At 62.7% G+C, this 25,642-nt stretch carries 19 protein-coding genes, 1 tRNA gene and 1 riboswitch; of the genes, 17 read left to right on the forward strand and 3 right to left on the reverse strand.

The window, feature by feature from the left end; translation table 11 throughout:
- Positions 1-341 precede the first annotated feature (341 nt).
- The gene (gene valS, locus HP499_RS03935; RefSeq protein ID WP_172322633.1) at positions 342-2,963 is read right to left on the reverse strand and encodes a valine--tRNA ligase; all 2,622 of its coding nucleotides are present in this window, start codon (positions 2,961-2,963) and stop codon (positions 342-344) included.
- Positions 2,964-3,035: 72 nt separating this feature from the next.
- Here valS and HP499_RS03940 point away from each other — a divergent pair, with 72 nt between their 5' ends.
- Positions 3,036-3,827 carry an SDR family oxidoreductase gene (locus HP499_RS03940; protein ID WP_172322634.1) on the forward strand — a complete coding sequence of 264 codons (792 nt, stop codon included), beginning with the start codon at positions 3,036-3,038 and terminating at the stop codon, positions 3,825-3,827.
- Here the strand turns inward: HP499_RS03940 and HP499_RS03945 are convergent.
- Positions 3,824-4,861, reverse strand: a complete 1,038-nt coding sequence (locus tag HP499_RS03945) for an endonuclease/exonuclease/phosphatase family protein (protein ID WP_172322635.1) — start codon at positions 4,859-4,861, stop codon at positions 3,824-3,826. The genes HP499_RS03940 and HP499_RS03945 overlap by 4 nt on opposite strands.
- 328 nt (positions 4,862-5,189) lie before the next feature.
- Between HP499_RS03945 and ileS the strand changes: the two genes are divergently transcribed.
- Genes ileS through ndk form a run of 4 tightly spaced genes read left to right on the forward strand, consistent with a single transcriptional unit; the run spans position 5,190 to position 10,784 of the window.
- A complete protein-coding gene (gene ileS, locus HP499_RS03950; protein WP_172322636.1) occupies positions 5,190-8,489 on the forward strand; it encodes an isoleucine--tRNA ligase in 3,300 nt (1,099 codons plus the stop codon).
- Positions 8,490-8,492: 3 nt separating this feature from the next.
- The gene (locus tag HP499_RS03955) at positions 8,493-9,854 is read left to right on the forward strand and encodes a folylpolyglutamate synthase/dihydrofolate synthase family protein (protein ID WP_172322637.1); all 1,362 of its coding nucleotides are present in this window, start codon (positions 8,493-8,495) and stop codon (positions 9,852-9,854) included.
- A 2-nt stretch (positions 9,855-9,856) separates the two neighbouring features.
- Positions 9,857-10,309 (forward strand): DUF4233 domain-containing protein, encoded by a 453-nt coding sequence (locus HP499_RS03960; RefSeq protein WP_172322638.1) that lies wholly within the window; start codon positions 9,857-9,859, stop codon positions 10,307-10,309.
- A gap of 55 nt (positions 10,310-10,364) precedes the next feature.
- The gene (ndk, locus tag HP499_RS03965) at positions 10,365-10,784 is read left to right on the forward strand and encodes a nucleoside-diphosphate kinase (RefSeq protein ID WP_024816908.1); all 420 of its coding nucleotides are present in this window, start codon (positions 10,365-10,367) and stop codon (positions 10,782-10,784) included.
- A gap of 80 nt (positions 10,785-10,864) precedes the next feature.
- On the opposite strand, the gene HP499_RS03970 is transcribed toward ndk, so the two are convergent.
- Positions 10,865-11,545, reverse strand: a complete 681-nt coding sequence (locus HP499_RS03970; protein WP_172322639.1) for a vitamin K epoxide reductase family protein — start codon at positions 11,543-11,545, stop codon at positions 10,865-10,867.
- Between the two features lie 485 nt (positions 11,546-12,030).
- Between HP499_RS03970 and HP499_RS03975 the strand changes: the two genes are divergently transcribed.
- The 12 genes from HP499_RS03975 (at position 12,031) to HP499_RS04030 (ending at position 25,452) form a co-directional block, all read left to right on the forward strand.
- The gene (locus HP499_RS03975; RefSeq protein WP_253951389.1) at positions 12,031-15,213 is read left to right on the forward strand and encodes an Rne/Rng family ribonuclease; all 3,183 of its coding nucleotides are present in this window, start codon (positions 12,031-12,033) and stop codon (positions 15,211-15,213) included.
- A gap of 136 nt (positions 15,214-15,349) precedes the next feature.
- Positions 15,350-15,448: riboswitch (TPP riboswitch) on the forward strand.
- Positions 15,439-16,965: a bifunctional hydroxymethylpyrimidine kinase/phosphomethylpyrimidine kinase gene (locus tag HP499_RS03980; RefSeq protein ID WP_172322641.1), complete on the forward strand. Its 1,527-nt coding sequence runs from the start codon at positions 15,439-15,441 to the stop codon at positions 16,963-16,965. Its footprint overlaps the riboswitch before it by 10 nt.
- Positions 16,966-17,332: 367 nt before the next feature.
- Positions 17,333-17,641: a 50S ribosomal protein L21 gene (rplU, locus tag HP499_RS03985; protein WP_024816904.1), complete on the forward strand. Its 309-nt coding sequence runs from the start codon at positions 17,333-17,335 to the stop codon at positions 17,639-17,641.
- A gap of 62 nt (positions 17,642-17,703) precedes the next feature.
- A complete protein-coding gene (gene rpmA / locus HP499_RS03990; protein ID WP_003803426.1) occupies positions 17,704-17,967 on the forward strand; it encodes a 50S ribosomal protein L27 in 264 nt (87 codons plus the stop codon).
- A gap of 157 nt (positions 17,968-18,124) precedes the next feature.
- Positions 18,125-19,711 (forward strand): GTPase ObgE, encoded by a 1,587-nt coding sequence (gene obgE / locus HP499_RS03995; RefSeq protein ID WP_172322642.1) that lies wholly within the window; start codon positions 18,125-18,127, stop codon positions 19,709-19,711.
- Entirely contained in the window at positions 19,701-20,882 is a 1,182-nt protein-coding gene (gene proB, locus HP499_RS04000) for a glutamate 5-kinase (RefSeq protein WP_172322643.1), read from the forward strand. Before obgE ends, proB begins: the two co-directional genes overlap by 11 nt.
- Positions 20,879-22,243, forward strand: a complete 1,365-nt coding sequence (locus tag HP499_RS04005; protein WP_172322644.1) for a glutamate-5-semialdehyde dehydrogenase — start codon at positions 20,879-20,881, stop codon at positions 22,241-22,243. Before proB ends, HP499_RS04005 begins: the two co-directional genes overlap by 4 nt.
- Before the next feature lie 81 nt (positions 22,244-22,324).
- Positions 22,325-22,567, forward strand: coding sequence for a hypothetical protein (locus HP499_RS04010; protein ID WP_172322645.1), 243 nt, complete (start codon positions 22,325-22,327; stop codon positions 22,565-22,567).
- A gap of 4 nt (positions 22,568-22,571) precedes the next feature.
- The gene (gene nadD / locus HP499_RS04015; protein WP_375154237.1) at positions 22,572-23,246 is read left to right on the forward strand and encodes a nicotinate-nucleotide adenylyltransferase; all 675 of its coding nucleotides are present in this window, start codon (positions 22,572-22,574) and stop codon (positions 23,244-23,246) included.
- A 7-nt stretch (positions 23,247-23,253) separates the two neighbouring features.
- On the forward strand, positions 23,254-24,798 hold the full coding sequence (locus HP499_RS04020) for a hypothetical protein (RefSeq protein WP_172322647.1): 1,545 nt from the start codon (positions 23,254-23,256) through the stop codon (positions 24,796-24,798).
- Between the two features lie 58 nt (positions 24,799-24,856).
- A complete protein-coding gene (gene rsfS, locus HP499_RS04025; protein ID WP_172322648.1) occupies positions 24,857-25,261 on the forward strand; it encodes a ribosome silencing factor in 405 nt (134 codons plus the stop codon).
- A gap of 115 nt (positions 25,262-25,376) precedes the next feature.
- A tRNA-Ala gene (locus HP499_RS04030) sits at positions 25,377-25,452 on the forward strand.
- Positions 25,453-25,642: the final 190 nt, after the last annotated feature.

The following is a 25,642-nucleotide window of genomic DNA, read 5'->3' on the forward strand; positions in this document are numbered from 1 at the left end:
CATGGTCAATACTCTGCCACAGGTAGCCCTTAACGTGCAGGAAAACTACAGGTTTGTAGTTCTTCCAGGGCTCTTGTGCATTGCTCTCAGCGGGACAACAATAGTTCTTACCCACTTCGAAAGAAGAGGGACACGGAAACCAAAGATTCAGTGATTGCAACCAACGCAGCCTTTGGCAAAGTTGGAAGCAGGCTACCAGTGATGAGGTAGGAAGACCTGAAATTCCAAGGATTCCGCCAGACTGTCAAGACATCACCAGACAGCCGAAAAGTCGAAGCCCCACCAACGGCAAAACGCTGATGGGGCTTCCCCTTTGCCCAAAAACGGGCGGCTGCTGATCGTTAGGACGCGGATGTCTCTTCGGCCTGCGCCAGGACGACGTCGGTGACGGTTAGATCGCCCTCGCCGGACTGCAGTGTGATCTCCTGTGCGTTGGCTGCCGCCTTCAGGTCACCGAGGCCGGCCTTCAACTGCGCTACCAGGATTTCGGAAGCGGTGATGGATGCCGAGAGGACCTCGGTGCGTTGCTTGACCTTGGCCTCGGACTTCGCCTTCCGGATGCCGCTGAGCGCGATGCCCACAGTACCCAGCATGGTGGTGTCGCCGTCGGTGATTTCAAGGGCGGCGGGCCACTCGGCACGGTGGACCGATCCTGTGCGCCACCAGCCCCAGACTTCTTCGGTGGCGAAAGGCAGGAAGGGAGCAAAGAGGCGCAGGAGCGAGTCCAGGGTTGTCGCCAGTGCTGCCAGCACAGAAGCCTGCTCGCTCTCACCGGCGGCACCGTAGGCGCGGTCCTTGATGAGCTCGACGTAATCGTCCGTGAACTGCCAGAAGAAGGACTCCGTGATCTGGAGTGCCCGGGCGTAATCGTAGTTTTCGAACGCCTTGGTGGACTGGGCAACGACGTCGGAGAGCTGCGCCAGCAGTGCACGGTCCAGCGGGTTGGTGAGCACGGAGAGGTCACCGGACACCACGGAATTCTCCGTGGCACCGAGGTTCAGCACAAACTTTGAGGCGTTCAGAAGCTTGATGGCCAAGCGGCGGCCGATCTTCATCTGCGCGATCTCGTAGGCAGTGTCCGCACCAAGCTTGGCTGACGCTGCCCAGTAGCGGACGGCGTCTGAACCGAACTCCTTCAGCACATCCGTGGGCACCACAACATTGCCCTTGGACTTGGACATCTTTTTCCGGTCGGGGTCCAGGATCCAGCCGGAGATGGCCGCGTGCTTCCACGGGGCGTTCTTCTGCAGGGCATCAGCCCGGACGGCAGAGGAGAACAGCCAGGTGCGGATGATGTCGTGACCCTGCGGACGGAGGTCGAAGGGGTAGACCTTGGCGAACAGGTCCTCGTCGCGGCTCCAGCCGCCCACAATCTGCGGCGTGAGCGAGGACGTGGCCCAAGTGTCCAGGACGTCGGCGTCACCGGTGAAGCCGTTGGGCTGGTCACGCTGCGCTTCTTCGAACCCGGGAGCAGCGTCCGCGGCGGGGTCCACGGGCAGCATCCCGTCCGACGGCAGGATGGGGTGGTCGTAGTCAGGGTTGCCCTGGGAATCCAGCGGGTACCAGACAGGGATGGGCACGCCGAAGAAGCGCTGGCGGGATACGAGCCAGTCACCGTTCAGGCCGGCAATCCAGTTCTCGTAACGCGAGCGCATGAAGGCCGGGTGGAAGGTGATTTCCTGTCCACGGCCGATGAGTCGTTCGCGGCGTTCCTCGTCGCGGCCACCGTTACGGATGTACCACTGACGGGAGGTAACAACCTCAAGGGGCTTGTCACCCTTCTCGAAGAAGTTCACCGGGTGGGTGATCTTCTTCGGTTCTCCGTCCAGCAAGTCTGCTGCCATGAGCAACTCAACAACGGCTTCCTTGGCGGAGAACGCGGTCTTGCCCGCGATCGCGGCGTAGGCTTCCTTGCCGGCATCGCTGGTGATCCACTCAGGCGTCTCAGCAATGATGCGGCCGTCGCGGCCCATGATGGCCCGGGTTGGCAGCTGCAATTCGCGCCACCAAGTGACGTCGGTCAGGTCACCGAAGGTACACACCATGGCAATGCCGGAGCCCTTATCCGCCTTGGCGAGGGGATGTGCCTTGACTTCGAGCTCCACGTCGAACAGCGGGGACTTCACGGTTTTGCCGAACAGCGGCTGGTACCGTTCGTCGTCGGGGTTGGCCACCAAGGCCGCGCAGGCAGCCAGCAGTTCCGGGCGGGTGGTCTCGATGTAGATCTTCTCGCCGTCTTCAGTGAAGAAGGGGTAGCGGTAGTAGGCGCCGGCAACTTCGCGGTCTTCGAGTTCAGCCTGCGCAACAGCCGTGCGGAACGTCACGTCCCAGAGCGTCGGAGCTTCGGCCATGTAGGCGTCACCGGCGGAGAGGTTCGCCAGGAAGGCGCGCTGGGACACGGCCCGGGAGGTGTCATCGATGGTGCGGTAGGTCAGGTCCCAGTCCACGGACAAGCCAAGGGTCTGGAACAGGTTCTCGAAGACTTTCTCGTCCTCAACGGCGAGTTCTTCACACAGTTCGATGAAGTTCTGGCGCGAAACGACGTCGAAATCGCGCTGGTTCTTGGCAGGCTGTGCCGGGGGTGTGTAGTCGGCCTGGTAAGGGATGGCGGGATCGCAGCGCACACCGTAGTAGTTCTGGACCCGGCGCTCGGTGGGCAGGCCGTTGTCATCCCAACCCATGGGGTAGAAGACGTTCTTCCCGGTCATGCGCATGTAGCGGGCCTGGACGTCAGTCTGGGTGAAGGAGAACATGTGGCCCACGTGCAGCGAGCCCGATGCCGTGGGCGGGGGAGTGTCGATCGAGTAGACCTGCTCCCGGGTGGTGTCCGGGTTGAACTTATAGGTTCCTTCGCTAAGCCAGCGCTGCGTGAGGGCAGCCTCGAGGCCTTCAAGGGCCGGCTTGTCGGGAACGTTGATGGGGGCGGTGGCGGGCGTGTCTGTACCCTGCGTTGATTCAGCCATGGATCAATTGTTTCATGGCCTGGCGTTACCGCCCGCCGCGGATGGGCCGGGCGCCCCGGATAAGGTGGTGCCATGACTTTGGCAGCGCAGAGCACTCCTTCAGGACAGAATCCCGAAAACAACAAGACGGCGGTCGTCACTGGTGCCAGCACTGGCATCGGTGAGGCCACGGTGAAGGCGCTGGTTGCCGCCGGCTGGACGGTTTTTGCCGTGGCCCGCCGGGCCGACAGGCTCCAAGCCCTGGCTGCCGGGACCGGTGCCGTGCCCTTCCCGGCTGACATCACCGAGGACGACGACGTCGCCGCCTTGCTCGCGGCCGTCACCGACGCCGGGGGTGCCGGCACGCTCATCAACATCGCCGGCGGGGCTCGGGGCGCGGACACCATCGCCAACGCCGACACCGGGGATTGGGACTGGATGTACCGGGTCAACGTCCTGGGCACCATGAAGATCACCAGGGCCTTCCTGCCCATGCTGCGGGAGAACGGTGAGGGGACGGTCCTGAACCTGACGTCGACAGCCGGGCTCTCTGCCTATGAGGGCGGGGCCGGGTACAACGCCGCCAAGTTCGCCCAGCACGCCATGACCAACGCCCTCCGGTTGGAAGAGGTGGGCAACAACGTCCGGGTCATCGAGATCGCTCCAGGGCTGGTGCACACGGAGGAATTCGCACTGAACCGGCTGGGCGACAAAGACGCCGCTGCCAAGGTTTATGCAGGAGTGGAGAAGCCCCTGACTGCCGAGGACGTGGCGGGCGTGGTGGCGTATTCAGTGTCGTTGCCCCACCACATCAACCTCGATCAGATAGTGATCCGGCCCGTGGCACAGGCCGCAAACCACAAGTTGATCCGCAAGGAAAGCTAGCCTGCCGGGATGACCAGTGTGGCCATGATGGCGGCATGGTCGGTGCCAGGAACCTTGTGGACTGCGTAACCGCTGCTGTTGATCCGGGGCGTCGTGACCATGTGGTCGATGACAATGCCCGGGAGAGGCAGCCCCTCCATTGGCCACGTGGGGGAGAGCCGCCCACCTGAGGCTATGCCGACGTCGACGAGTTTTGTGCCGTCCTGGCCCGCCGGGGCGGTATCGAGCACTGCCCTGAACTCATGGTGATCGAAGGTGGCGTTGAAGTCGCCCACCAGCAGGTGGTGGCCCGGCCTGGATGCCTGCCGGGCCACCTTTTCCAGATCACTGCGCCACTGCCCGATCCTGTCATCAACAGGTGGAAGGGCATGGACATTGGTCAGGTTCAACGTAGCTGCTGCGCCGGAACCGGGCACCAGAACCCGGGTTACGTCCATCCGGAACGGAGTGTCCGGCAGAAGGCCCACGGCCTCAAGGGGGAACACCGAATACACCGCACCACCGGACGCGTCATCGTTGGGGTGGCTGAGGCGGTTCGGCAGCACATCATCCATGCCTGCGGCACTGAGTGCGTCTTCGAGCCGCTGCGTATGCTCCTGAAGTGTCAGCAATTGGATACCGTGATCGCGGACCAACTGCACTATGGTTCCCGCGTCCGCTTCCCCGTACTCGGAATTGAGGCTCATGACTTTCAGCGAAACCGTAGCTGTTCCCTCATGCAACGTTTCCGCGTTACCCGCGTCCGGCGGAAACAGCCACAGCAATTGCAGAGCCAGCAAGGCCGTCGTCGTGATGATCACCCACAGGCGACGTCCCACCACGGCAAGCACCAAGGCAAGCGCCGCAGGCAGTACCACCCACGGGGTAAAGGACAGCAGTTGGACCACCAGGAGAGGCCACTCAATCGGCACTGCCCGGAATATCGACACGGCAGCCACGGGCAGCGAGACCACGATGGCCAGGACCGACCAGGCAGTGGATGCCGGCCGCCGGGGTGGCCGGCTTGCCGGAAGGGCAGGAGCGGGAAGCGTCATGGGGTCGAGTCTATGTAACCGCCGTAGTGCCGGACTCCGCCACGGGATGAACTCCCGGGTAGAGCAAGACGGTGCGCTGACGCTAGACTTGGGAGACCAGCTTTGACCCGGCCATCACCGGTGAGCTTCCGGAAGAACAGCACTGATCGCCTTTACCCGTGGACAGCGCCCAGTAGAGCCGGACGGGTAAGCCCGTCACAGCAGTAATGAGAGGCCGGAATCCAGTATTTCGGTAAGTGAGGTGGTACCGCGGTACCTGCGCAGCCGACAGGCAGCACAGAAGCCGTCCTCGCATCCTGACAGTCAACCAGCTATCACAGGATATGAGATGACCCACTACCCCAAGGCCTCAGCGTCTTCGTCCGGCACGCACGGCGTGTCCGCTTCCGTGAAGTTCCCGGAGATCGAAGAACGCATCCTCAAATACTGGGAAGAAGATGGCACCTTCCAAGCCAGCATCGACCAGCGCGACGCCGGCAAAGACGGAAGCAACGAATTCGTCTTCTACGACGGCCCTCCCTTCGCCAACGGCCTCCCTCACTACGGCCACCTCCTGACCGGTTACGCCAAGGACCTGGTAGGCCGCTACCAGACCCAGCGCGGCAAGCGCGTGGAGCGCCGCTTCGGCTGGGACACCCACGGCCTGCCCGCAGAGCTCGAGGCCATGAAGCAACTGGGCATGACCGACAAAACCCAGATCGAAGCCATGGGCATCGACAAATTCAACGACGCCTGCCGCGCCTCGGTGATGAAGTACGCCAACGAGTGGAAGGCCTACGTTACCCGCCAGGCCCGCTGGGTGGACTTCGAGAACGACTACAAGACCCTCAACGTCGAGTACATGGAGTCCGTGCTCTGGGCCTTCAAGCAGCTGCATGAGAAGGGCCTGACGTACAACGGCTACCGTGTCCTGCCGTACTGCTGGAAGGACGAGACGCCGCTGTCCAACCACGAACTCCGCATGGACGATGACGTCTACAAGAACCGCCAGGACCAGACCGTCACGGTCACGTTCCCCATCAAAGCCGGGGACTCCGAGTTCTCCAAGGCACTTGAAGGTGTTCAGGCGCTCGCCTGGACCACCACGCCCTGGACGTTGCCCACCAACCTGGCGCTCGCCGTCGGGCCTGGTATCTCCTATGCGGTCCTGCCCGCAGGGCCCAACGGTGTGAAGGCGGCATCGGCCGAGGCTCCAGTCACCGGCAGCTTCCTGCTCGCCTCTGACCTGCTGGGCTCCTATGCCAAGGACCTGGGGTACGACGACGCTGCTGCCGCGACTGCCGCCGTCGTCTCCACCCACACGGGCACCGAGTTGGCAGGCCTTGAGTATGAGCCCCTGTGGAACGACTTTGCCGACACCGAGAAGTACGGCACGCAGAACGCCTGGCGCTTCCTGGTGGCAGAGTACGTCACCACCACGGACGGTACGGGCATCGTCCACCAGGCCCCGGCCTACGGTGAGGATGACCAGAAGGTCTGTGAAGAAGCGGGTATCCCCGTGGTCCTGTCAGTTGACGAGGGCGCCAAGTTCCTGCCCCTGTTTGCGCATGGTGAGCTTGCCTCGATCGTCGGCCTCCAGGTCTTCGACGCCAACAAGCCCATCACCCAGGTGCTCCGCGCCGACGGACGCCTGGTCCGCCAGGCCAGCTACGAGCACAGCTACCCGCACTGCTGGCGTTGCCGGAACCCGCTGATCTACCGTGCCGTATCCTCCTGGTACGTGGAAGTGACCAAGTTCAAGGACCGCATGTCCGAGTTGAACCAGGAAATCAACTGGATCCCGGGCAACGTCAAGGACGGACAGTTCGGCAAGTGGCTGGACAACGCCCGCGATTGGTCCATCAGCCGCAACCGCTACTGGGGCTCGCCCATCCCCGTTTGGCAGTCCGATGATCCCGAGTACCCGCGCACGGACGTCTACGGATCCTTGGCCGATCTTGAAGCCGACTTCGGCCGCCTCCCCATGAATAATGAGGGCCAGGTTGACCTGCACAGGCCGTTCATCGATGAGTTGACCCGTCCAAATCCGGACGATCCCACGGGCAAGTCCACCATGCGCCGGGTGGAAGATGTCCTGGACGTCTGGTTCGACTCCGGTTCCATGCCGTATGGCCAGGTGCACTACCCGTTCCAGAACGAGGAATGGTTCGACACCCACAACCCTGCCGACTTCATCGTGGAGTACATCGGACAGACCCGCGGCTGGTTCTATATGCTGCACATCCTGTCCACGGCTTTGTTTGACCGGCCGGCGTTCCGCAACGTGATCAGCCACGGCATCGTGCTGGGCTCAGATGGCCAGAAGATGTCCAAGAGCCTGCGCAACTACCCTGATGTCTCTGAGGTCCTGGACCGCGACGGCTCCGACGCCATGCGCTGGTTCCTCATGTCCAGCCCCATCCTCCGTGGTGGCAACCTCGTTGTCACTGAGCAGGGCATCCGCGACGGCGTGCGCCAGGTCATCCTGCCATTGTGGAATGTCTACAGCTTCTTCACTCTGTACACGAATGCTTCGAACGTAGTGGATGGGAAAGCGTCCGGTTACGAAGCTAAGCTGCGCTACGACGGCTACGCCGACACTCTGGACCAGTACCTCCTGGCCAACACCGGGGACCTGGTCCGGAACATCACGGCCAGCTTGGACAGCTATGACATCTCCGGAGCCTGCGATGAACTGCGCAACTACCTGGACATGCTCACCAACTGGTACGTCCGCCGCAGCCGCCAGCGCTTCTTCGACGAAAACGTCGATGCCTTTGACGCGCTCTACACCGCCTTGGAGGCAGTCTGCCGGGTCTCGGCCTCCTTGCTGCCGTTGGTTTCCGAGGAGATCTGGCGGGGCCTGACCGGCGGCCGTTCAGTGCACCTCGCTGACTGGCCCGACGCTTCGCTGTTCCCGTCCAACCCGGCTTTGGTTGAAGCGATGGACCGTGTCCAGCAGATCTGCTCCACCGGCTCCAGCCTGCGTAAGGCCGCGAACCTGCGCGTCCGCTTGCCCTTGCAGGAGCTGACTGTGGTGGCACCCGGTGCAGATGCGCTGGAAGGCTTTGCCGCCGTCGTCGCTGATGAATTGAACCTGCGTTCGGTCCGCCTGCTGGACGCTGCGACTGCCTCGGCCGAGGAATTCGGCATCGAGCAGAAACTCGTGGTGAACGCTCGGGCAGCTGGTCCGCGCCTGGGCAAGAACGTCCAGCAGGCCATCAAGGGATCCAAGTCCGGCGATTGGTCTGTCAATGAGGCAGGTGTGGTGGTGGCCGGTGGCCTTGAGCTCGAGCCGCAGGAATACACGCTTGAGACTGTCGTGGCAGAAGCGGCCGACGGCGGCAGCGCTGCTGTCGCTGTGCTGCCGGGCGGCGGCTTCGTGGTCTTGAATACCGAGGTCACCCCGGAGCTTGCGGCAGAAGGATTGGCGCGCGACATGGTCCGTGCCATCCAGCAGGCACGCAAGGACGCCGGACTCAACGTGAGCGACCGCATCCGCACGTCCGTGGAGGCGTCCCAGGAGGTGGTGGCTGCCCTGGAAGCCAACGCGGAGCTGGTCAAGACCGAAACGCTGACGTTGGAACTGGAGGTTCTGTTGGCCAGTGTCGACGAGCCGCAGGTCACCGTCGTGAAGGCAGGAGCCTGATCCATGACTGACGAATTCTCGGTTGAAAGCGTCTACGCCGAACTTCTGGGCCGGGCGCCGGAAAACAAGATGGAGCCGCGCCTGGCTCCGTTGTTCCGTGCCATGGACGTGCTGGGGGAGCCGAACAAGGCCTACCCGATCATCCACATCACCGGTACCAACGGCAAGACGTCCACTGCCCGCATGATCGAGGCCGGGCTGCGTGCCCACGGGCTGAGCACAGGCCGCTACACCAGCCCGCATCTGTCCAAGGTCACCGAGCGAATCAGCATTGACGGCGAGCCGGTGCCGGACGCAACGTTCGTGCGTATCTGGGATGAGATCCGCCCGTACCTGGAAATCGTGGACAGTGAGCTCGTGGCCGACAACCAGCCGCGGCTGACCTACTTCGAATGCCTGACCATTCTTGGCTTCGCGGTGTTCGCCGATCAGCCTGTTGATGTAGCAGTCATGGAAGTTGGCCTGGGGGGCATCACTGATGCCACCAACGTCGGCGACGGCCAAGTCTCTGTCATCACGCCGATTTCCCTGGACCACACGGACCTCCTGGGCGACACCACAGAGGACATCGCCTACGAAAAGTCCGGCATCATCAAGCCGGGCGGTTTCCTGGTCAGCGCGGCCCAACCAGTGGATGCAGCCCAGGTCCTGTTGGAGAAGGCCCGGGAAGTGGACGTGCCGTTCCGCTTCGAAGGCGTGGAGTTCGGTGTGGAGTCCCGCAGCGTTGCTGTGGGCGGGCAGGTCCTGACCATTCAAGGGCTCGCCGGACGTTACGAGGACCTGTTGCTGCCGTTGCACGGTGCCCACCAAGCCGAAAATGCGGCCGTCGCAGTGGCTGCCTTGGAAGCGTTCTTCGGTGGGGGAGAGAAGGAACTCGACGCCGACGTCCTCAAGGAAGCCTTTGGCACAGTAACCTCACCGGGCCGGCTCGAAGTTGTCCGTACAGCGCCCACTGTTGTGGTGGATGCTGCGCACAACCCGGACGGGATTCGTGTCTCCTCCGAAGCGATCCAGGAGGCGTTCAGCTTCAGCAAGCTGGTGGTGGTGGTTGGCGTGCTCCGCGAGAAGGACGCCGAGGAAATCCTGAAGACACTCAAGGAATCCCTGGGCGGCCTGGCTGGCGAATTTTGCTTCACCCAGTCCAACTCTGCGCGTGCCGTTCCGGCGGCGGAACTGGCCGAACTCGCCGTCGACCTCGGTTTTGGCGAGGACAACGTCCACATCGCCGAGAAGCTCGACGACGCCCTCGAATGGGCCGTGGAGCGCGCGGAATCCAACGATGACCTCGCAGGCGGCGTCCTGGTGACCGGCTCCATCACGGTGGTGGCCGAAGCCCGGATCCTGCTCGGAAAGGCCGGTGCCTGAGCATGGCAAAAATGACCAAGGCGCAGCGTGAATGGCGGCCCGGCATGCCCAAGAAGCGCCGCTCCACCAAGGTGATGTTCGCATCCACCGTGCTGCTTCTCGAAGCCTTCGTCGCGTTCTTCGGTACGCTGGCGGTCTTTGGGTTGAGGCGGGGGGAAGTGGCTCCCGGCATCATCCTGGGTGTGGGAATCGCCTTGAGCGTGATCCTGGTGCTCGCCTGTGCAGTGCTGTCCAAGCCTTGGGGAATCGCCGTGGGTTGGGCACTGCAAGTGGTGCTCATCCTGACGGGCATTGCCGAACCCATGATGTTCATTGTGGGCATCTTGTTTGCCATTTGCTGGTGGTACGGGATCAGGGCCGGCATGAGGATAGACCGTGAGGTAGCCCAGCGGGACCGTGAGCAGGCGGAATGGGATGCCGCCCACGGTGACAAAGCAGACCCGCAAACCCCGTAAACTGGCTGGGAAAACCACCGAACATAAGCCACTGAACAATCACATTGGAGCAACTGTGAGCATTGAACGGACCCTTGTCCTGGTCAAGCCCGACGGCGTCGCCCGCAACCTGGGCGGAACCATCCTCGCCCGGATCGAAGCCAAGGGCTACACCCTTGCGGAGCTGAAGAAGGTCAACGCCACCCGCGAGCTGCTGGAGCAGCACTACGAGGAGCACGTGGGCAAGCCGTTCTACGAGCCACTGGTTGAGTTCATGCTGAGTGGACCGGTTATCGCGGCGGTCTTCGAGGGCCACCGCGTGATCGAGGGCTTCCGCTCCCTGGCTGGAACCACGGATCCCACCACCGCAGCCCCGGGCACCATCCGTGGCGACTTCGGCCGCGACTGGGGGCTGGCAGTCCAGCAGAACCTCGTTCACGGCTCGGACTCGGTCGATTCTGCAGAACGCGAGATCAAGATCTGGTTCCAAGGCTGATAACGCCGCACCGAGACTACAGATAAGGCCAATGTTCTTCGTGAACATTGGCCTTATCTGTCACTTCGCAAGGGTGTTACCTAAGCGGAGGACCCCACGAAGATGTGGATGAAGGAGAAGAAGATGGTGGCGGCGACGGCAACGTAGAGCAGCGCGACGATGATCCAGCCGGACTCGCCCAGCAGCTTTGTCATGGCAGGTGGCGCTTTGATGACACCGTGGCTGACATTGCGGATGGTCACCCACACGAACAACGGAATCATGGCCGCCCACACCACCATGCAGAACGGGCAGAGCACGTGGATGGCGTAAAGGGCCTGGGACCACAGCCAGACAACGAAGGCAAAGCCAAGGGTTACCCCCGCCTGAAGGCCCAGCCAGTAGCCGCGTGAGAACCTGGCTCCGGCGAGCATGCCCATGGCAGTGGTGATGATGACGGCAAAGGCAACGATGCCAATAAACATATTGGGGAACCCGAACACCGAGCTCTGCGGTGTCTGCATGACGGCGCCACAGGAAACCCAGGGATTCACATCGCAAACGGTCACGTGGTTGGGGTCCTTGAGCACTTCCAGCTTCTCCAGGACCAAGGCCCCCGAGGCTACCCATCCGATCACTCCGGTGATCAGCAGCAGCCAGGCAAAGGGCTTGTCACGGACAGAACGGGGAAGCGCATCCTGCTGCGGGCCTGCCTGCGCGGATAAATCCTCAACGGTAGGACTGGACTGGTTGGCCAGGTTTCCCCTGGCAGTGCTCGGCATCGCGGATCTGGTCCTTTTCAACGTACGGTCCGGCCTCGCCGGTATGGGCTCTTGGGAGGATTGTAACTCCGGAGGCTGGACAGTGCCCCCAGCTTCCGGCTGGCGCCCGCTCCTTGGAGCCGACGACACAACAGCCTGCGGTGGGAAAGTGTATGGGTGTGAGAGAATAAACATGGCCGGAACCCGATCCACATTCGGAATCCGGTCCGGTGACTTTGTTCCCAAGACCGCCAGTATGAGCTGGGCATGCCTGGATCACGTGATCCATGGTAGGCCCGCCATGACAATGGACGGCACCTGGTTGTGGCAGCAGAACAACGGGTTTCAGAACATTGGCGCCGGCCTTCCAGGGCTGCCGCACCCCAATGATGGTGCGAACCGGAAGGCATACTGCCGACTTCTGTCAACGCCTGCGGGTTTTGACAATATTTGCCCCACTGGGCGCCGGATGTGGCGGTGTCGCTGGGGCAGGAGTGTTGCCACATATGGATAATGACCAGGTTGTAGCCGTTAATGACGAGGCAGCTCCCGCGGAAACTGCGGAAGCGCCCAAGAAAACCACCCGGACCCGGCGCAAGGCTGCGCCCAAAGTTACTGCCGAGGTAGAGGCACAGGCGGCCGAAGCGGTTGTCGTTGAAGCGGCGGAAGCGCCGGAAGCCATCGAAGCCCCCGTTGCACCGGTACGCCGCACCCGCACACGCAAGAAGGCAGAGCCCGCCGAGCCCCTGCCCGGCTTGGGTGACGACGCCGCTGCCAGCGCGGAAGCTGCAGTAGAGACCCAGCCCGAAGCCGCTGCGGAACCCGCCCCCGAAAAGCCGGTCCGCCGTCGTCGTACTGCCAAGCCCAAAGTTGAGGCAGTTGAGGAGCCGGCTGTTGAGGAAGTCGTCGGCGAAAACACGACGCCGGAGCACAACTCCCAGCCAGAGGCGCCGGCCGCCGAGGTAGCAGCTGAAGAACCCGCAGCTGAAGCCGCCACGGAAGAGCCTGCCGAAGAAGCTGCTCCGGCTGCGTCCACCTCCCTGTTCATGGAGCCTGTCTCCATCACGTCCATGATCTTCCAGGCTCCGGACCTCACCACTGTTCCCCGCGTTGCCGCGGTGGAGGAGAAGGAAGAGGAGCCCGGGGAAGAGGCTGAGTCCGGCGCCGAGGATGAGCTGGAAGATGCCGGGAGTCGTCGTCGCCGTCGCAGCCGTGGCCGCCGCGGCCGCCGGGGAACCGAACGCGAAGAGAATGAAGCCGGGGACCACGCCGAGCCTGAGGACGAGGAAGCCCCCGCTGCTGAATCTTCCGAAGAAGGTGTGACCTCGCGTCGCCGCCGTCGCCGCCGCCGTGGCGACCAGGATCTCGAACTGACCGGCGGATCGGACGACGATCCGCCCAACACGGTGACCCGTGTCCGTGCGCCCCGCCCGATCACGGAAACTGCCCCTTCCAACCGCGTTACCAGCGTCAAAGGCTCCACCAGGCTTGAAGCCAAGAAGCAGCGCCGCCGCGAATCCCGCGAGACCGGACGCCGCCGCCAGGTCATCACCGAGGCCGAGTTCCTGGCCCGCCGCGAGTCGGTGGACCGCCAGATGATTGTCCGCCAGCGCGACGACAGAATTCAGATCGGTGTCCTGGAAGACGGTGTGCTTGCTGAGCACTTCGTTTCCAAGACCCAGCAGGATTCCCTGATCGGCAACGTATACTTGGGCAAGGTCCAGAATGTCCTGCCGTCCATGGAAGCTGCCTTTGTGGACATCGGACGCGGCCGCAACGCCGTCTTGTACGCCGGTGAAGTCAACTGGGATGCCGTCAACCTCGAAGGCCAGCCGCGCCGTATCGAGAACGCCTTGAAGTCCGGCGACTCTGTGCTGGTCCAGGTCACCAAGGATCCCGTGGGCCACAAGGGTGCCCGCCTCACCAGCCAGATCTCCCTCCCCGGCCGGTACCTGGTGTACGTTCCCGGTGGTTCCATGACCGGCATCTCCCGCAAGCTTCCCGACGTCGAACGCAACCGTCTCAAGCGCATCCTGAAGGACCGCTTGCCCGAAAACGCCGGTGTCATTGTCCGCACTGCTGCCGAGGGTGCGTCCGAAGAAGAACTGACCCATGACATCAACCGTCTGCGTGCACAGTGGGAAGGCATCGAAGGGCAAGCGTCTTCCACCAAGGTCCTGGCTCCTGAACTTCTCTACGGCGAACCGGACCTGACCATCAAGGTGGTCCGTGACGTCTTCAATGAGGACTTCTCCAAACTGATCGTTTCCGGCGACGACGCCTGGGACACCATTGAGGCCTACGTAACGTACGTTGCCCCTGACCTGGTGGGCCGGCTCGAGAAGTGGACCAAGGACCAGGACATCTTCGCTGCCTGGCGCATTGACGAGCAGATCCACAAGGCGCTGGAACGCAAGGTGTTCCTCCCGTCCGGCGGTTCGCTGGTCATTGACCGCACCGAAGCCATGACCGTGGTGGACGTCAACACCGGCAAATTCACCGGCAGCGGCGGAAACCTCGAGGAAACCGTCACCAAGAACAACCTTGAAGCTGCCGAGGAAGTTGTTCGCCAGCTCCGCCTGCGTGACATCGGCGGCATCATTGTCATCGACTTCATTGACATGGTCCTTGAATCCAACCGCGACCTCGTCCTCCGCCGCATGGTTGAGTGCCTGGGTCGTGACCGTACCAAGCACCAGGTGGCCGAAGTGACCTCCTTGGGCCTGGTTCAGATGACCCGTAAGCGCATGGGTACCGGCCTCCTGGAGGTCTTCGGGGAGCAGTGCGAGCACTGCGCCGGCCGCGGCGTGGTGACCCACGACGAACCCGTGGAGCACCGCCGGGCCAACGTCGTGGCCGCCGAGCACCACCGTCCCCATACTGAGGCGCAGCAGCCCACAGCCCGGACTGAGCGCAAGCGCCGCCGTGGAAAGGGCGGGGGACAGGCCATCACGGAAGCCCCGGCTCCGGTCCACACCGCGCAGTCCGCACCGGCCGCGCCTCCTGCCTCCACCGAACCGCAGGATCCGGCCCGGCAGGCCAAGGCTGAGGCAACCCGGGCTGCACTGGCTACGATTGCCGCTGCCGCCCATGCCGCCCACCTGCATGACGACGAAGTTCACCGCGCCGAAGAGCAGGCACGGGAGGCCGGTCAGCACCAGGCACCGGCTGATTCTGCAGCCCGGAGCGAGTCCGGCGGGCAGGGCGCCCGCGAAGCAGACCAGGACGCCGGCCGCGATTCACGGTCCACGCCGGTCCTGCGTTTTGGTGGCGAAGAGGTTGCGTTGCCGTTCGGGGAACACCATGAGGAACCAGCGGCAGCCAAACCGGTGATGAGCCTGGACCTTCTGGCCGAAGCCTTTTCCCACCTCGGTGCGGCTCCTGCCGGGAACCCCGAAGAGGTCCTCGCTCCCAAGGCGGCCGAAGCTCCGCAAACCGGCGCGTCGAAGCCTGCCGAAGTGGATCCGGAAGCTGCTGCGGCCTCAAAGTCCCGCCGAGGACGTCGTAACCGCAGTGCGAGCCGGGCCCAGGGTGCGGCCAATGAAACCAGCGTTGAACACCACGAGGTCACTGCTTCGGCAGCGAGTGGAACGGCACACGAGGCCAAAGCACCTTCCGAGCCGGCCAAGAAGGCTCCGTCCGCGGAGCCCATCATCCTGGGCGTCGGCGTACCAGCTTCGGAGCTCTAGCACCTGATCCGCGAGGGCCCTGCAGTAACCGTCACAGGCGGGTATTGCGGGGCCCTTTGCTGTGTACTCCGACCGGTCATATCCGGTCTTCAGCGTGGCGCAGTTGCCGGGCCAGGCTGCTTCCCGGCTACGCTGGTGGACTGACACGGGGTGCCGGGCATTGGGCCAGGCTGAGATCCAGACCCGTTGAACCTGTCCGGTTAGCACCGGCGAAGGGATGTCCCCATGACGGTATCGTCGTATCCTCCTGTGTATCCGCTGGCTGTTTCCGGCCCGGAGACGCCCCGTGTACTGAGCATCGCGGGCTCCGACCCCTCCGGTGGTGCCGGTATCCAGGCTGACCTGAAAAGTATCGCTGCCCACGGCGGCTACGGCATGGCGGCCATCACCGCACTGACCGCCCAGAACACCCTGGGCGTCAGTGCTGTCCATGTTCCCCCGGTGGATTTCCTGCGCAGGCAATTGGAAGCCATCAGTACGGACATCGCCATCGATGCCGTCAAGATCGGGATGCTCGGCGACGCAGCGGTTATTGACGAGGTCCGCAGCTGGCTCGAGGAGGTTCGTCCCGCCGTCGTGGTCCTGGACCCGGTGATGGTGGCCACCAGTGGCGACCGGCTCCTGCGCGCCTCCGCCGAGACGGCCCTGCGTGCCCTCCTTCCCTTGGCCGACCTGATCACCCCCAACCTGCCCGAACTCGCCATGCTGTTGGGGGAGCCCGAGGCAGTTGACTGGGCTTCGGCCCTGAACCAGGGCAAACGCCTCGCTGCTGAGTGCGGCAACACGGTCCTGGTCAAGGGCGGGCACTTGGCGGGGGCAGAATGCCCGGATGCATTGGTCAACACCAGTGGACTCCTGCGTCAGGACGTTATTGAGGTCTTTGGACCCCGCGTGGAGACGAAGAACAGCCACGGAACAGGGTGTTCGTTGTCCTCGGCCCTAGCTACTGTCCAGGCCCGCACCGGCGATTGGGAGTCTTCCTTGCGTGAGGTCAAGCCGTGGCTGCTCAAGGCCTTGCTGCATTCGGACAGTCTGGACGTCGGCCGCGGAAGCGGGCCGGTTCACCACTTCCACCACCAAAAGGTGCTCAGGCCGGGGGATTTCGCTGCTGCGCTCTGGAAAGAGGCCACGCCGGAGCTCGAGGCAATCTACAAGCTCAGCTTCATCGACGGGCTGAAAACGGGAGACCTCCCCGAAGATGCATTCAATTACTACTTAGCCCAGGACGCCATCTACCTCAATGGATACTCCAGGGTCCTGGCGCGTGCTGGAGCCCTTGCTCCCACCGAGAAGGAGCAGCTGTTCTGGGCCAAAGCGTCGCAGCAGTGCCTCGAAGTCGAATCCGAACTGCACAGGAACTGGCTCAGCACTCGGGAGGCGTCATCGGTGACCGGACCGGTCACGAAGTCCTATGTGGACCATTTGCTGGCGTCCTCTGCCACCGGCAGTTATGCCGTGCTGCTCGCGGCCATCCTGCCGTGCTACTGGCTGTACGCGGAGGTCGGCCAACAGCTTCATGGGGCGTTCCTGGAGGCAGGGGCCCCGGCCGGGCACCCCTACGCCGACTGGCTCAGGACCTACGCTGACGAAGACTTTGCCGCTGCCACAAGGAATGCGATCAATTTCACGGATGGCGCTGCCGCTGCAGCTTCGGTGGCAGAGCGGGCAGCCATGGTGGAGGCTTTTAGGTGGTCCTGCCGCTACGAAACTGCGTTCTTCGATGCTCCAAGGCTCTTCGCCGGACTGTCCTGACGAGGGCACTGATAGACGGATATCAGCGCGGTCACAGCGCGTCGCGGGCAAAATCGCGTTAATTGGGCCCAAACCCTGTAGGCTGTATGGGCACGGTGCCGGGAGAGTCCGTTACAACGGGTGACGCAAGTCACGTGGTAGCCTCCGGACCCGGCCTCATTTGCAGCTGAAGGTCAAACTAGCGTAATCTTGATCTTCGGTGCTTACGCCAACACTTGGGTTATGCCCCTTGGAATTGTTCATGGGATGACTCGCGGACTTCGATCAGAAGTCCACGGCGTTGAGGCACAGCGCGAACCAAGCCCGATTCCGGTTCAGGTTCCGCACGCAAATTTAGTTATAAACGTCGAGAGAAGTGAGTACCCAAGTGGTGTACGCGATTGTCCGCGCAGGCGGCCGCCAAGAAAAAGTTTCCGTTGGAGACTACGTAACGCTTAACCGCGTCCCCGGTGGAGCCGGCAGCACGCTTGAGCTGCCCGCCTTGCTCCTGGTTGACGGCGAGAAGGTCACCTCCGCAGCTGCGGAACTGGCCAACGTCAAGGTTACGGCTGAGATCCTTGAGGACCTCCGTGGTCCGAAGATCGTCATCCAGAAGTTCAAGAACAAGACCGGCTACCGGAAGCGTCAGGGTCACCGTCAGGAACTGACCAAGATCAAGATCACCAGCATCGCGTAACTTTCGTTACCCGCTGTTCAGGTTTTTCAGTTTCCCCAGAAATTTAGAGGCAGGCATTTCACATGGCACACAAAAAAGGCGCGAGTTCCACTCGCAACGGTCGTGACTCCAACGCACAGTACCTGGGCGTCAAGCGCTTCGGTGGTCAGGTAGTCTCCGCAGGCGAGATCATCGTTCGCCAGCGTGGCACCCACTTCCACCCCGGTGCAGGCGTCGGTCGCGGTGGCGACGACACCCTGTTCGCCCTGCAGGCAGGTGCGGTTGAGTTTGGTACTCGCCGCGGCCGTCGCGTAGTGAACATCGTTGCTGCTGCAGCTGCAGAGTAACAACAAGTTCTGAACCGGTGGAGCGGGCCAAAAATGGCCCGCTCCACCGTTCTTTTAACCGCATTACAATCGACTAGGGCGCTTTGGGCGCACTGGTTTTTGCAACAACGCTGGCAACAGCAACAAACGCTGTAAGGCAGCAAATGAGGAGATTCACGTGGCGAGCTTTGTAGACCGGGTAGTACTGCACGTATCCGGCGGAACCGGCGGCCACGGCTGTGTCTCTGTCAAGCGGGAGAAGTTCAAGCCGCTCGGTGGCCCTGACGGCGGCAACGGCGGTAACGGTGGCGATGTCATCCTTCGCGTGTCCGCCCAGACCACCACTCTGCTTGACTACCACCACGCACCCCACCGCCACGCCACCAATGGTGGCCCGGGCATGGGTGACTGGCGAGGCGGCAAGAACGGCGAGACCCTGATTCTTCCGGTCCCTGATGGCACCGTGGTCAAGACCAAGGACGGCGAAGTCCTGGCTGACCTCGTGGGCGAAGGTACTGAATATATTGCTGCTGCAGGTGGCCAAGGCGGCCTGGGCAATGCCTCGCTGTCCTCGCAAAAGCGCCGGGCTCCCGGTTTCGCGCTGCTCGGCATCGAAGGTGAATCCAGTGATATTGTCCTGGAACTGAAGTCCATCGCGGACATCGCGTTGGTTGGCTTCCCGTCTGCCGGCAAGTCCAGCCTGATCGCTGCCATGTCTGCGGCCCGGCCGAAGATCGCCGATTACCCCTTCACTACCCTTATCCCCAACCTTGGCGTGGTGCAGGCCGGCGAGGTCCGCTTCACCATTGCCGATGTCCCCGGCTTGATCGAGGGCGCCAGCGAGGGCAAGGGGCTTGGGCATAACTTCCTGCGCCACGTTGAGCGCTGCGCCGCACTGGTTCACGTGCTTGACTGTGGGACCCTTGAATCGGATCGCGATCCCTTGTCCGACCTCGCCATCATTGAGGCGGAGCTGGAGAAGTACGCGGTTGATATGAGCTATGCCGGTGTTGACGGCGAAGTAGTTCCCCTGAATGAGCGCCCCAAGCTTGTCGTCTTGAACAAGGTTGACCTTCCGGATGGCAAGGATATGGCTGAGTTTGTTCGTCCGGACCTGGAAGCACGGGGCTACCGTGTCTTCGAAGTATCGGCGACCAGCCATGAGGGGCTGCGCCAGCTCGGATTTGCCATGGCGGAGATCGTCAAAGCCGCTCGTGATGCTGTGGCTGTGGCGCCGCCCAAGGTGGCCCCGCCCGTGCTCCGTCCGCGTGCAGTCAACGAATCCGGCTTCAAGATCCGCCGCGAAGAAAAGAACCTCGAGCCGCTGTTCCGCGTCCTGGGCGAAAAGCCCGTGCGGTGGGTCAAGCAGACCGACTTCACCAATGAGGAAGCAATCGGCTACCTCGCCGACCGCCTGGCCAAGCTGGGGGTCGAAACGGAACTCTTCAAGGTCGGTGCCAAGCCCGGCGATACCGTGGTTATCGGTGAGGACGATGGAGTGGTGTTCGATTGGGAGCCCACCATGATGGCCGGTGCTGAACTCCTGGCAACCCCCCGTGGCACTGATATCCGCGTTGCGGACATTGGCGATCGTCCTACGCGTTCGCAGAAGCGTGATGAGCAGATTGAGCGCCGCGAAGCCAAGGCTGCCGCCCGCGCCGAACTTGAAGCCGAACGCAAGGCCGGCATCTGGACTGAGTCCGTCAGCGGCCGCCGGGCACAGACCGTGAGGGAGAGTACCCTGGACTCCGGTGATGACGACTAGGACCTTCGACGCTCCTGACACGGCCGAGGGCCTTGAGCGCCAGGCCCTCGCCACCGCCAAGCGCATTGTAGTCAAGGTCGGTTCCTCTTCCCTGACGAGCATCAAGGGCGGCATATCCGAGAAGTCCCTTGCCGGGTTGGTGGATGCGCTGGCAGAGAAGCGCAATGCCGGCACCGAGATCATCCTCGTCTCTTCCGGTGCCATCGCTGCCGGACTGGCTCCCTTGGGTCTGGCCAAAAGGCCCAAGGACCTGGCAACTCAGCAGGCTGCAGCGAGTGTGGGCCAAGGGCTGCTGATGGCCCGTTACACCCAGGCTTTTAGTGCCCATGGCGTGACAGTCAGCCAGGTACTGCTGACTGCCGATGACCTGATGCGTCGCACCCAGCACACCAATGCTTTCAGGGCGTTGAACCGTTTGCTCAACCTCGGCGTGGTGCCTGTGGTCAACGAGAACGACACCGTGGCAACGCACGAGATCCGCTTTGGGGACAACGACCGGCTGGCCGCTTTGGTGGCCCACTTGGTCCGCGCCGATGCGCTGGTGTTGTTGTCCGACGTCGACGCCCTCTACGACGGTCCGCCGTCCCAGGGTGCCAAGCGTATTCCGTTGGTTCGGGGTCCTCGGGACCTGGAGGATGTCACCATCGGCAAGGCCGGTAAGGCAGGCGTGGGAACCGGCGGAATGACGACCAAAGTTGAGGCGGCGTCGATCGCGGCCGGCTCCGGGATCCATGCCCTGGTCACGTCCACCGCCAACGCTGCTGCCGCCTTGGCGGGGGAGGACGTGGGGACCTGGTTCGCCGTCAACGGCAACCGCAAGCCGGTACGTCTGTTGTGGTTGGCGCATCTGGCGACAGTTCACGGACGCTTAATGCTCGACGACGGCGCGGTGAAAGCCGTGCGTGAACGGCACAGGTCGCTCCTGCCGGCGGGGATCTCAGAGGTCAGCGGGGATTTCGAAGCCGGCGATCCTGTGGAGATGGTTTCCCATGACGGAACCGTCGTGGCGCGTGGTTTGGTGAACTACTCCTCGGATGAACTCCCGCGCATGCTCGGCCGCACTACCCAGGAGCTCGGCCAGGCGATGGGGCGCGGTTACGACCGCGAAGTTGTTCATGTTGACGATCTGGTGCTCCTGCGGACCTCCCGCTCATCTAAACTTGGAGCATGACTGAAGCGCTGACCCCTGATGCCCCCGTGATTTCCGACGTTGCCGGTACTGCCGGACAAACGCCGGAGAGCCCCGTGGCAGGCGGCGCTCCGCTCTCTCCGGAGGATATCCAGGCTGCTGTCCATGCCATAGCCGACCGTTCCCGCAAGGCCGCCCGCCGCATGGGCCAGGCGAACCGTGCCTGGAAGGACCGTGCGCTCCGCGCCATCGGTACAGCCCTGGTGGAGAACCGGAAGCATGTTTTGGAAGCCAACGCCAAGGACATCGCAGCAGGCCGCGCCAGTGGCACTTCTGCAGCACTCCTGGACCGGTTGACCCTCACCCCTGCCCGGATTGACGGGCTTGTTTCCGCCTTGGAGAACCTGGCAGGCTTGCCCGATCCCGTGGGCAACGTTGTCCGCGGACAGACGCTCCCCAACGGGTTGCGCCTTCGCCAAGTCAACGTCCCCATGGGTGTTGTGGCAGCGATTTATGAGGCACGTCCGAACGTCACCGTGGATATCGCAGGATTGGCACTGAAGAGCGGCAACGCCGTGATCCTGCGTGGCGGGTCCGCCGCCGCAAACACCAACGAGGCCTTGGTGCGGATCCTTCGCGAAGCCCTGGACTCAGTGGGCCTGCCCGCCGATGCTGTCCAGACTGTGGATCAGTACGGTCGCGAAGGTGCCAACGTGCTGATGCGCGCCCGCGGACGCGTGGACGTCCTCATTCCGCGAGGTGGACGGGACCTCATCCAGACAGTGGTGACCAACTCCGCCGTACCCGTCATTGAGACCGGCGAAGGCAACGTCCACATCTTCATCGACGAGTCCGCCAATGAGGAAATGGCAGTGGAGATCCTCCTCAACGCCAAAACCCAACGTCCCAGCGTCTGCAACACGGTGGAAACCCTGCTGGTGCACTCCGGGGCAACAGTGCTCCCTGCCGTTGCCAAGGCGCTGCGGTCACAAGGGGTGACGCTGCATGTGGATGAGAGGATTGCCGCTGCCCTGGGCGGGGACGTTGAAACCGTTCCCGCTGACGACGACGATTGGGCCACCGAATACATGGACCTTGACCTCGCCGTGGCCATGGTGGACAACCTGGATGAAGCGGTCAACCACATCCGCAAGTGGACTACCGGACACACGGAAGCGATCCTCACCAACAACCTGGCCAATGCCGAGAAGTTCATTGCAGAGATCGACTCCGCTGCCGTGATCGTCAACGCCTCCACGCGCTTTACCGACGGCGGCGAACTGGGCCTCGGCGCGGAGGTGGGTATTTCAACACAGAAGCTGCACGCCCGGGGTCCCATGGGTCTCACGGAGCTGACCACCACCAAGTGGATCGTCCAGGGTGAAGGCCAAGTCCGCAGCTAGCAACGCTGTAACATAGAACAGAAGTCCGGAACGTCGGGAAGCCCCGCCGTGCAAACATTTGAGAACCAACTAGGGGAGAAGATGCTGTTTCAGCAGATCGCCACGTCCATTGCCGCCCAAACAGAAGGCGGCGGCCACGAGGAACTCGCACCCTTGTGGGCAGAGCCGTGGGTCTTCGGCATCGTGATGTTCGCCCTCATGCTGGTCCTCCTGTTCGTAACGCTGTCCTACACCAACCTGGGCAACCGCCACGAGGCTGTTGAAGAGCACTCCGACCCGCACCGCCAGCACCCGAACAAGCACACCCACGGGCAGGGCCACTAACATTATTGCCGCAACACCACGTGGGGAGTCGGGGCGCAGGCTTCGGCTGGGCGTGATGGGTGGAACATTTGATCCGATCCATCACGGCCACCTTGTGGCTGCCAGCGAAGTAGCAGCCAAGTTTGGACTCGACGAAGTGGTTTTCGTGCCCACGGGACAACCGTGGCAGAAGTCGCACAAACTTGTCAGCGAGCCGGAACACCGGTACCTGATGACAGTGATTGCGACAGCATCCAACCCCCGGTTCACGGTGAGCCGGGTGGATGTTGACCGTCCCGGACCCACGTTCACCATAGATACCCTGCGTGATCTGAGGGCCCAGCGTCCTGACGCAGACCTGTTCTTCATTACCGGCGCGGATGCCTTGGCCCAGATCCTGTCCTGGAAAGATGTGGATGAGTTGTGGTCTCTGGCGCACTTCGTCGGGGTGACCCGTCCCGGACATGAACTGAACGACCTCGGACGGACTGACGATGTCAGCTTGCTCGAAGTTCCCGCTATGGCGATCTCCTCCACGGATTGCCGGATCCGGGTAGGTGCAGGCAACCCCGTCTGGTACTTGGTGCCGGACGGCGTGGTGCAGTACATCGCAAAATATGGACTGTACGCGCCCCAGCCCGTGGCAGGGGAGCTGACGCCCGTACTGTCCGGATCAGACGACCAAGCACGTACTGAATGAGTTTTGAATGAGCAGCCAGGAACAGCGACCCATCCGTAGCAGGCGTGAGCTTCGTCGCGCCCGGGAAGAGCAGTCGGAGACGACGTCGCAGGCAAACCCCGCAGCGCAGCCAGAGGGCACTGCTATGTCGAACGCCGGCGCGCAGCCGGATGACACTGCGAAGCCTAATGACACTGCGAAGCCGAACGACACTGCGAAGCCTAATGACACTGCGCAGCCTAATGACACTGCGCAGCCTAATGACACTGCGCAGCCTAATGACACTGCGCAGCCGAAGGTCCCGGCGAAGGCCGATGCGGGTGTCACGGTTGGCGCTAAAGCTGATGCTGGTGGCGGTGCGGATCGTCCCCTTGCGCGTAATCGCCGTGCCGCCGATGGTCCGGTGGATGCTGTAGGAACGGCGGCGCAGGAGCGATCCTCGCAGGTCCGGGCGCGGGACCGCGCGGCTCTACGGACTATCAAGGAACTTGCGGATAAAGAAGAGCAGCTTTCCGGAGGTGGGCCCCCCACGCGGCGCCAGCTTCGACTTCAGCAACTCCAGGCCGAGGTAGCCACCTCCATGAACCCGATCGTTCCGGCGGCGGGCTCAACGCAGGTGACGGCAAAGCCTGGTTCTGCAACGGATGGCGTCGAAACCCCCGAAGCTTTGGCCCCCGTCGACGCCAAGACCGTCGCCGTTGAACCTGATGCAGCAAAGCCCGGTAGCGCAAAGTCCGGGATATCCAAGCCCGGCCCGGCAACGCCCGAGGCTTCCAAGCCTGGCTTGTCCAAGCCCGCGGGCGGTAAGCCGGAGGGCGGCAAGACCGCGGCCGGCAAGACCGCCCCTGAGGACAACCCGTCCAACAACATCGTTCCTGATGCTGCTGCGGAAACCGGAATGTCCGTTGAGCAGGCGCTGGCTGTCCGCGAGTTGATTGCGGCGCAGGTCCAGAATCAGACGTCCAAACTGGAGCATATTGCCGAGCAGGATCCGTTGGCCGTGGATCCAGCAGTGTTGGCGGAGCAGATCGCCTTGGCCGAGCGTGCAGCAGTATTGAACAAACGCGCTGCAGCCAAGCAGAAGCTCGCTGAACAGAACAAGGCTGAGCAGAACAAGGCGGAGCAGGCCAAATCTCCGGCCGCCACGTCGGGTCCTTCCACGGCCAACAACCTCGCCATGGTGACTCCATTGGAGTTCGTGAAGGTTCCTGGTGTTGAGCGTCCTGTCATGAAGCGTCCCAGCACCACGTTTGTTCCGTTGATCACCTCGGCAGGTCCCGCATTGGACGCCTCGCAGGTCAAGAAGCCGGTTTCCCGGGGCCGCGCGGGCGTTCTTGCCCGTGCGGAAGCTGTTGCCAGGTCAGCCAGGAAAAAGCCTGTCGCAGCAGCAGAGTCGGCCGAAGAGACGCAGCGACCACCAATTTCTGCCAGCACGGCTTACGGACTTGATCCGTTGGACGTCAATACTGCAGGTCTGGCCAGGGCGCAGCGCAACAGGCTGCTGCAGTACGGTGTTTTGGCTTTGGGCTTGGTTGCGCTCATCGTCGGCATCATCATGATCACCAGCGGCTAGTTCCGCTTCATCTCGGCATACGCCAAACCAAGGCCACAGGCCACAACAAGGAGTCCCCGTGTCTGCACATGAACAATCCATCACCCTCGCTCGTCACGCCGCTCGTGCAGCGGCCGATAAGCTCGCCGAAGACATCGTTGCCCTTGACGTCAGCGAGCGGCTGGCGCTCACTGACATCTTCCTGATCGCTTCTGCTCCCACAGAGCGCCAGGTCAACGCGATCGTCGATGGCATTGAGGAAGAACTGCTCAAGCAGGATCTGCGTCCGGTACGCCGTGAAGGCCGCTCCGAAGGCCGCTGGGTTTTGCTGGATTATGCCGACATCGTAATCCACGTCCAGCACGCCGAAGATCGCGTGTTCTATGCACTGGAACGCCTGTGGAAGGACTGCCCGGTGGTGGATCTGGAGCTCGGTGACGATGCCTCCGCCAAGGCTGTTCCCGCGGAGGACTCAGAGCACTAGGAAGCTGCGTTTTCCGAATATGCCCGATTTGGAATTTTCGGAAACGCTGTTCTAAGATATTTGAGTTGCTTCGGCGCAGATGGCTGAAAGGCCGGACGTGAAGCAGCAAGGATATGGGGCTGTGGCGCAGCTGGTAGCGCACCTGCATGGCATGCAGGGGGTCAGGGGTTCGAGTCCCCTCAGCTCCACCACCAAGGGTCCTGCTTTCCTTATGGAAGGCAGGACCCTTTGCTGTCCCCGGTGACTATTTGGCCGCAGCCGTAGTCAGGGCCGGCAGCATGAATTCCCACATCTCTTCAATCCTGGCCATGACATCCTCCCGCTTGGTGAGGACTTCGGAGACCATTTGAACCCCGGTGAAGGATGCGATCAAGTAGCGGG

The organism is Paenarthrobacter sp. CM16, assembly GCF_013179505.1.
GTDB lineage: Bacteria > Actinomycetota > Actinomycetes > Actinomycetales > Micrococcaceae > Arthrobacter.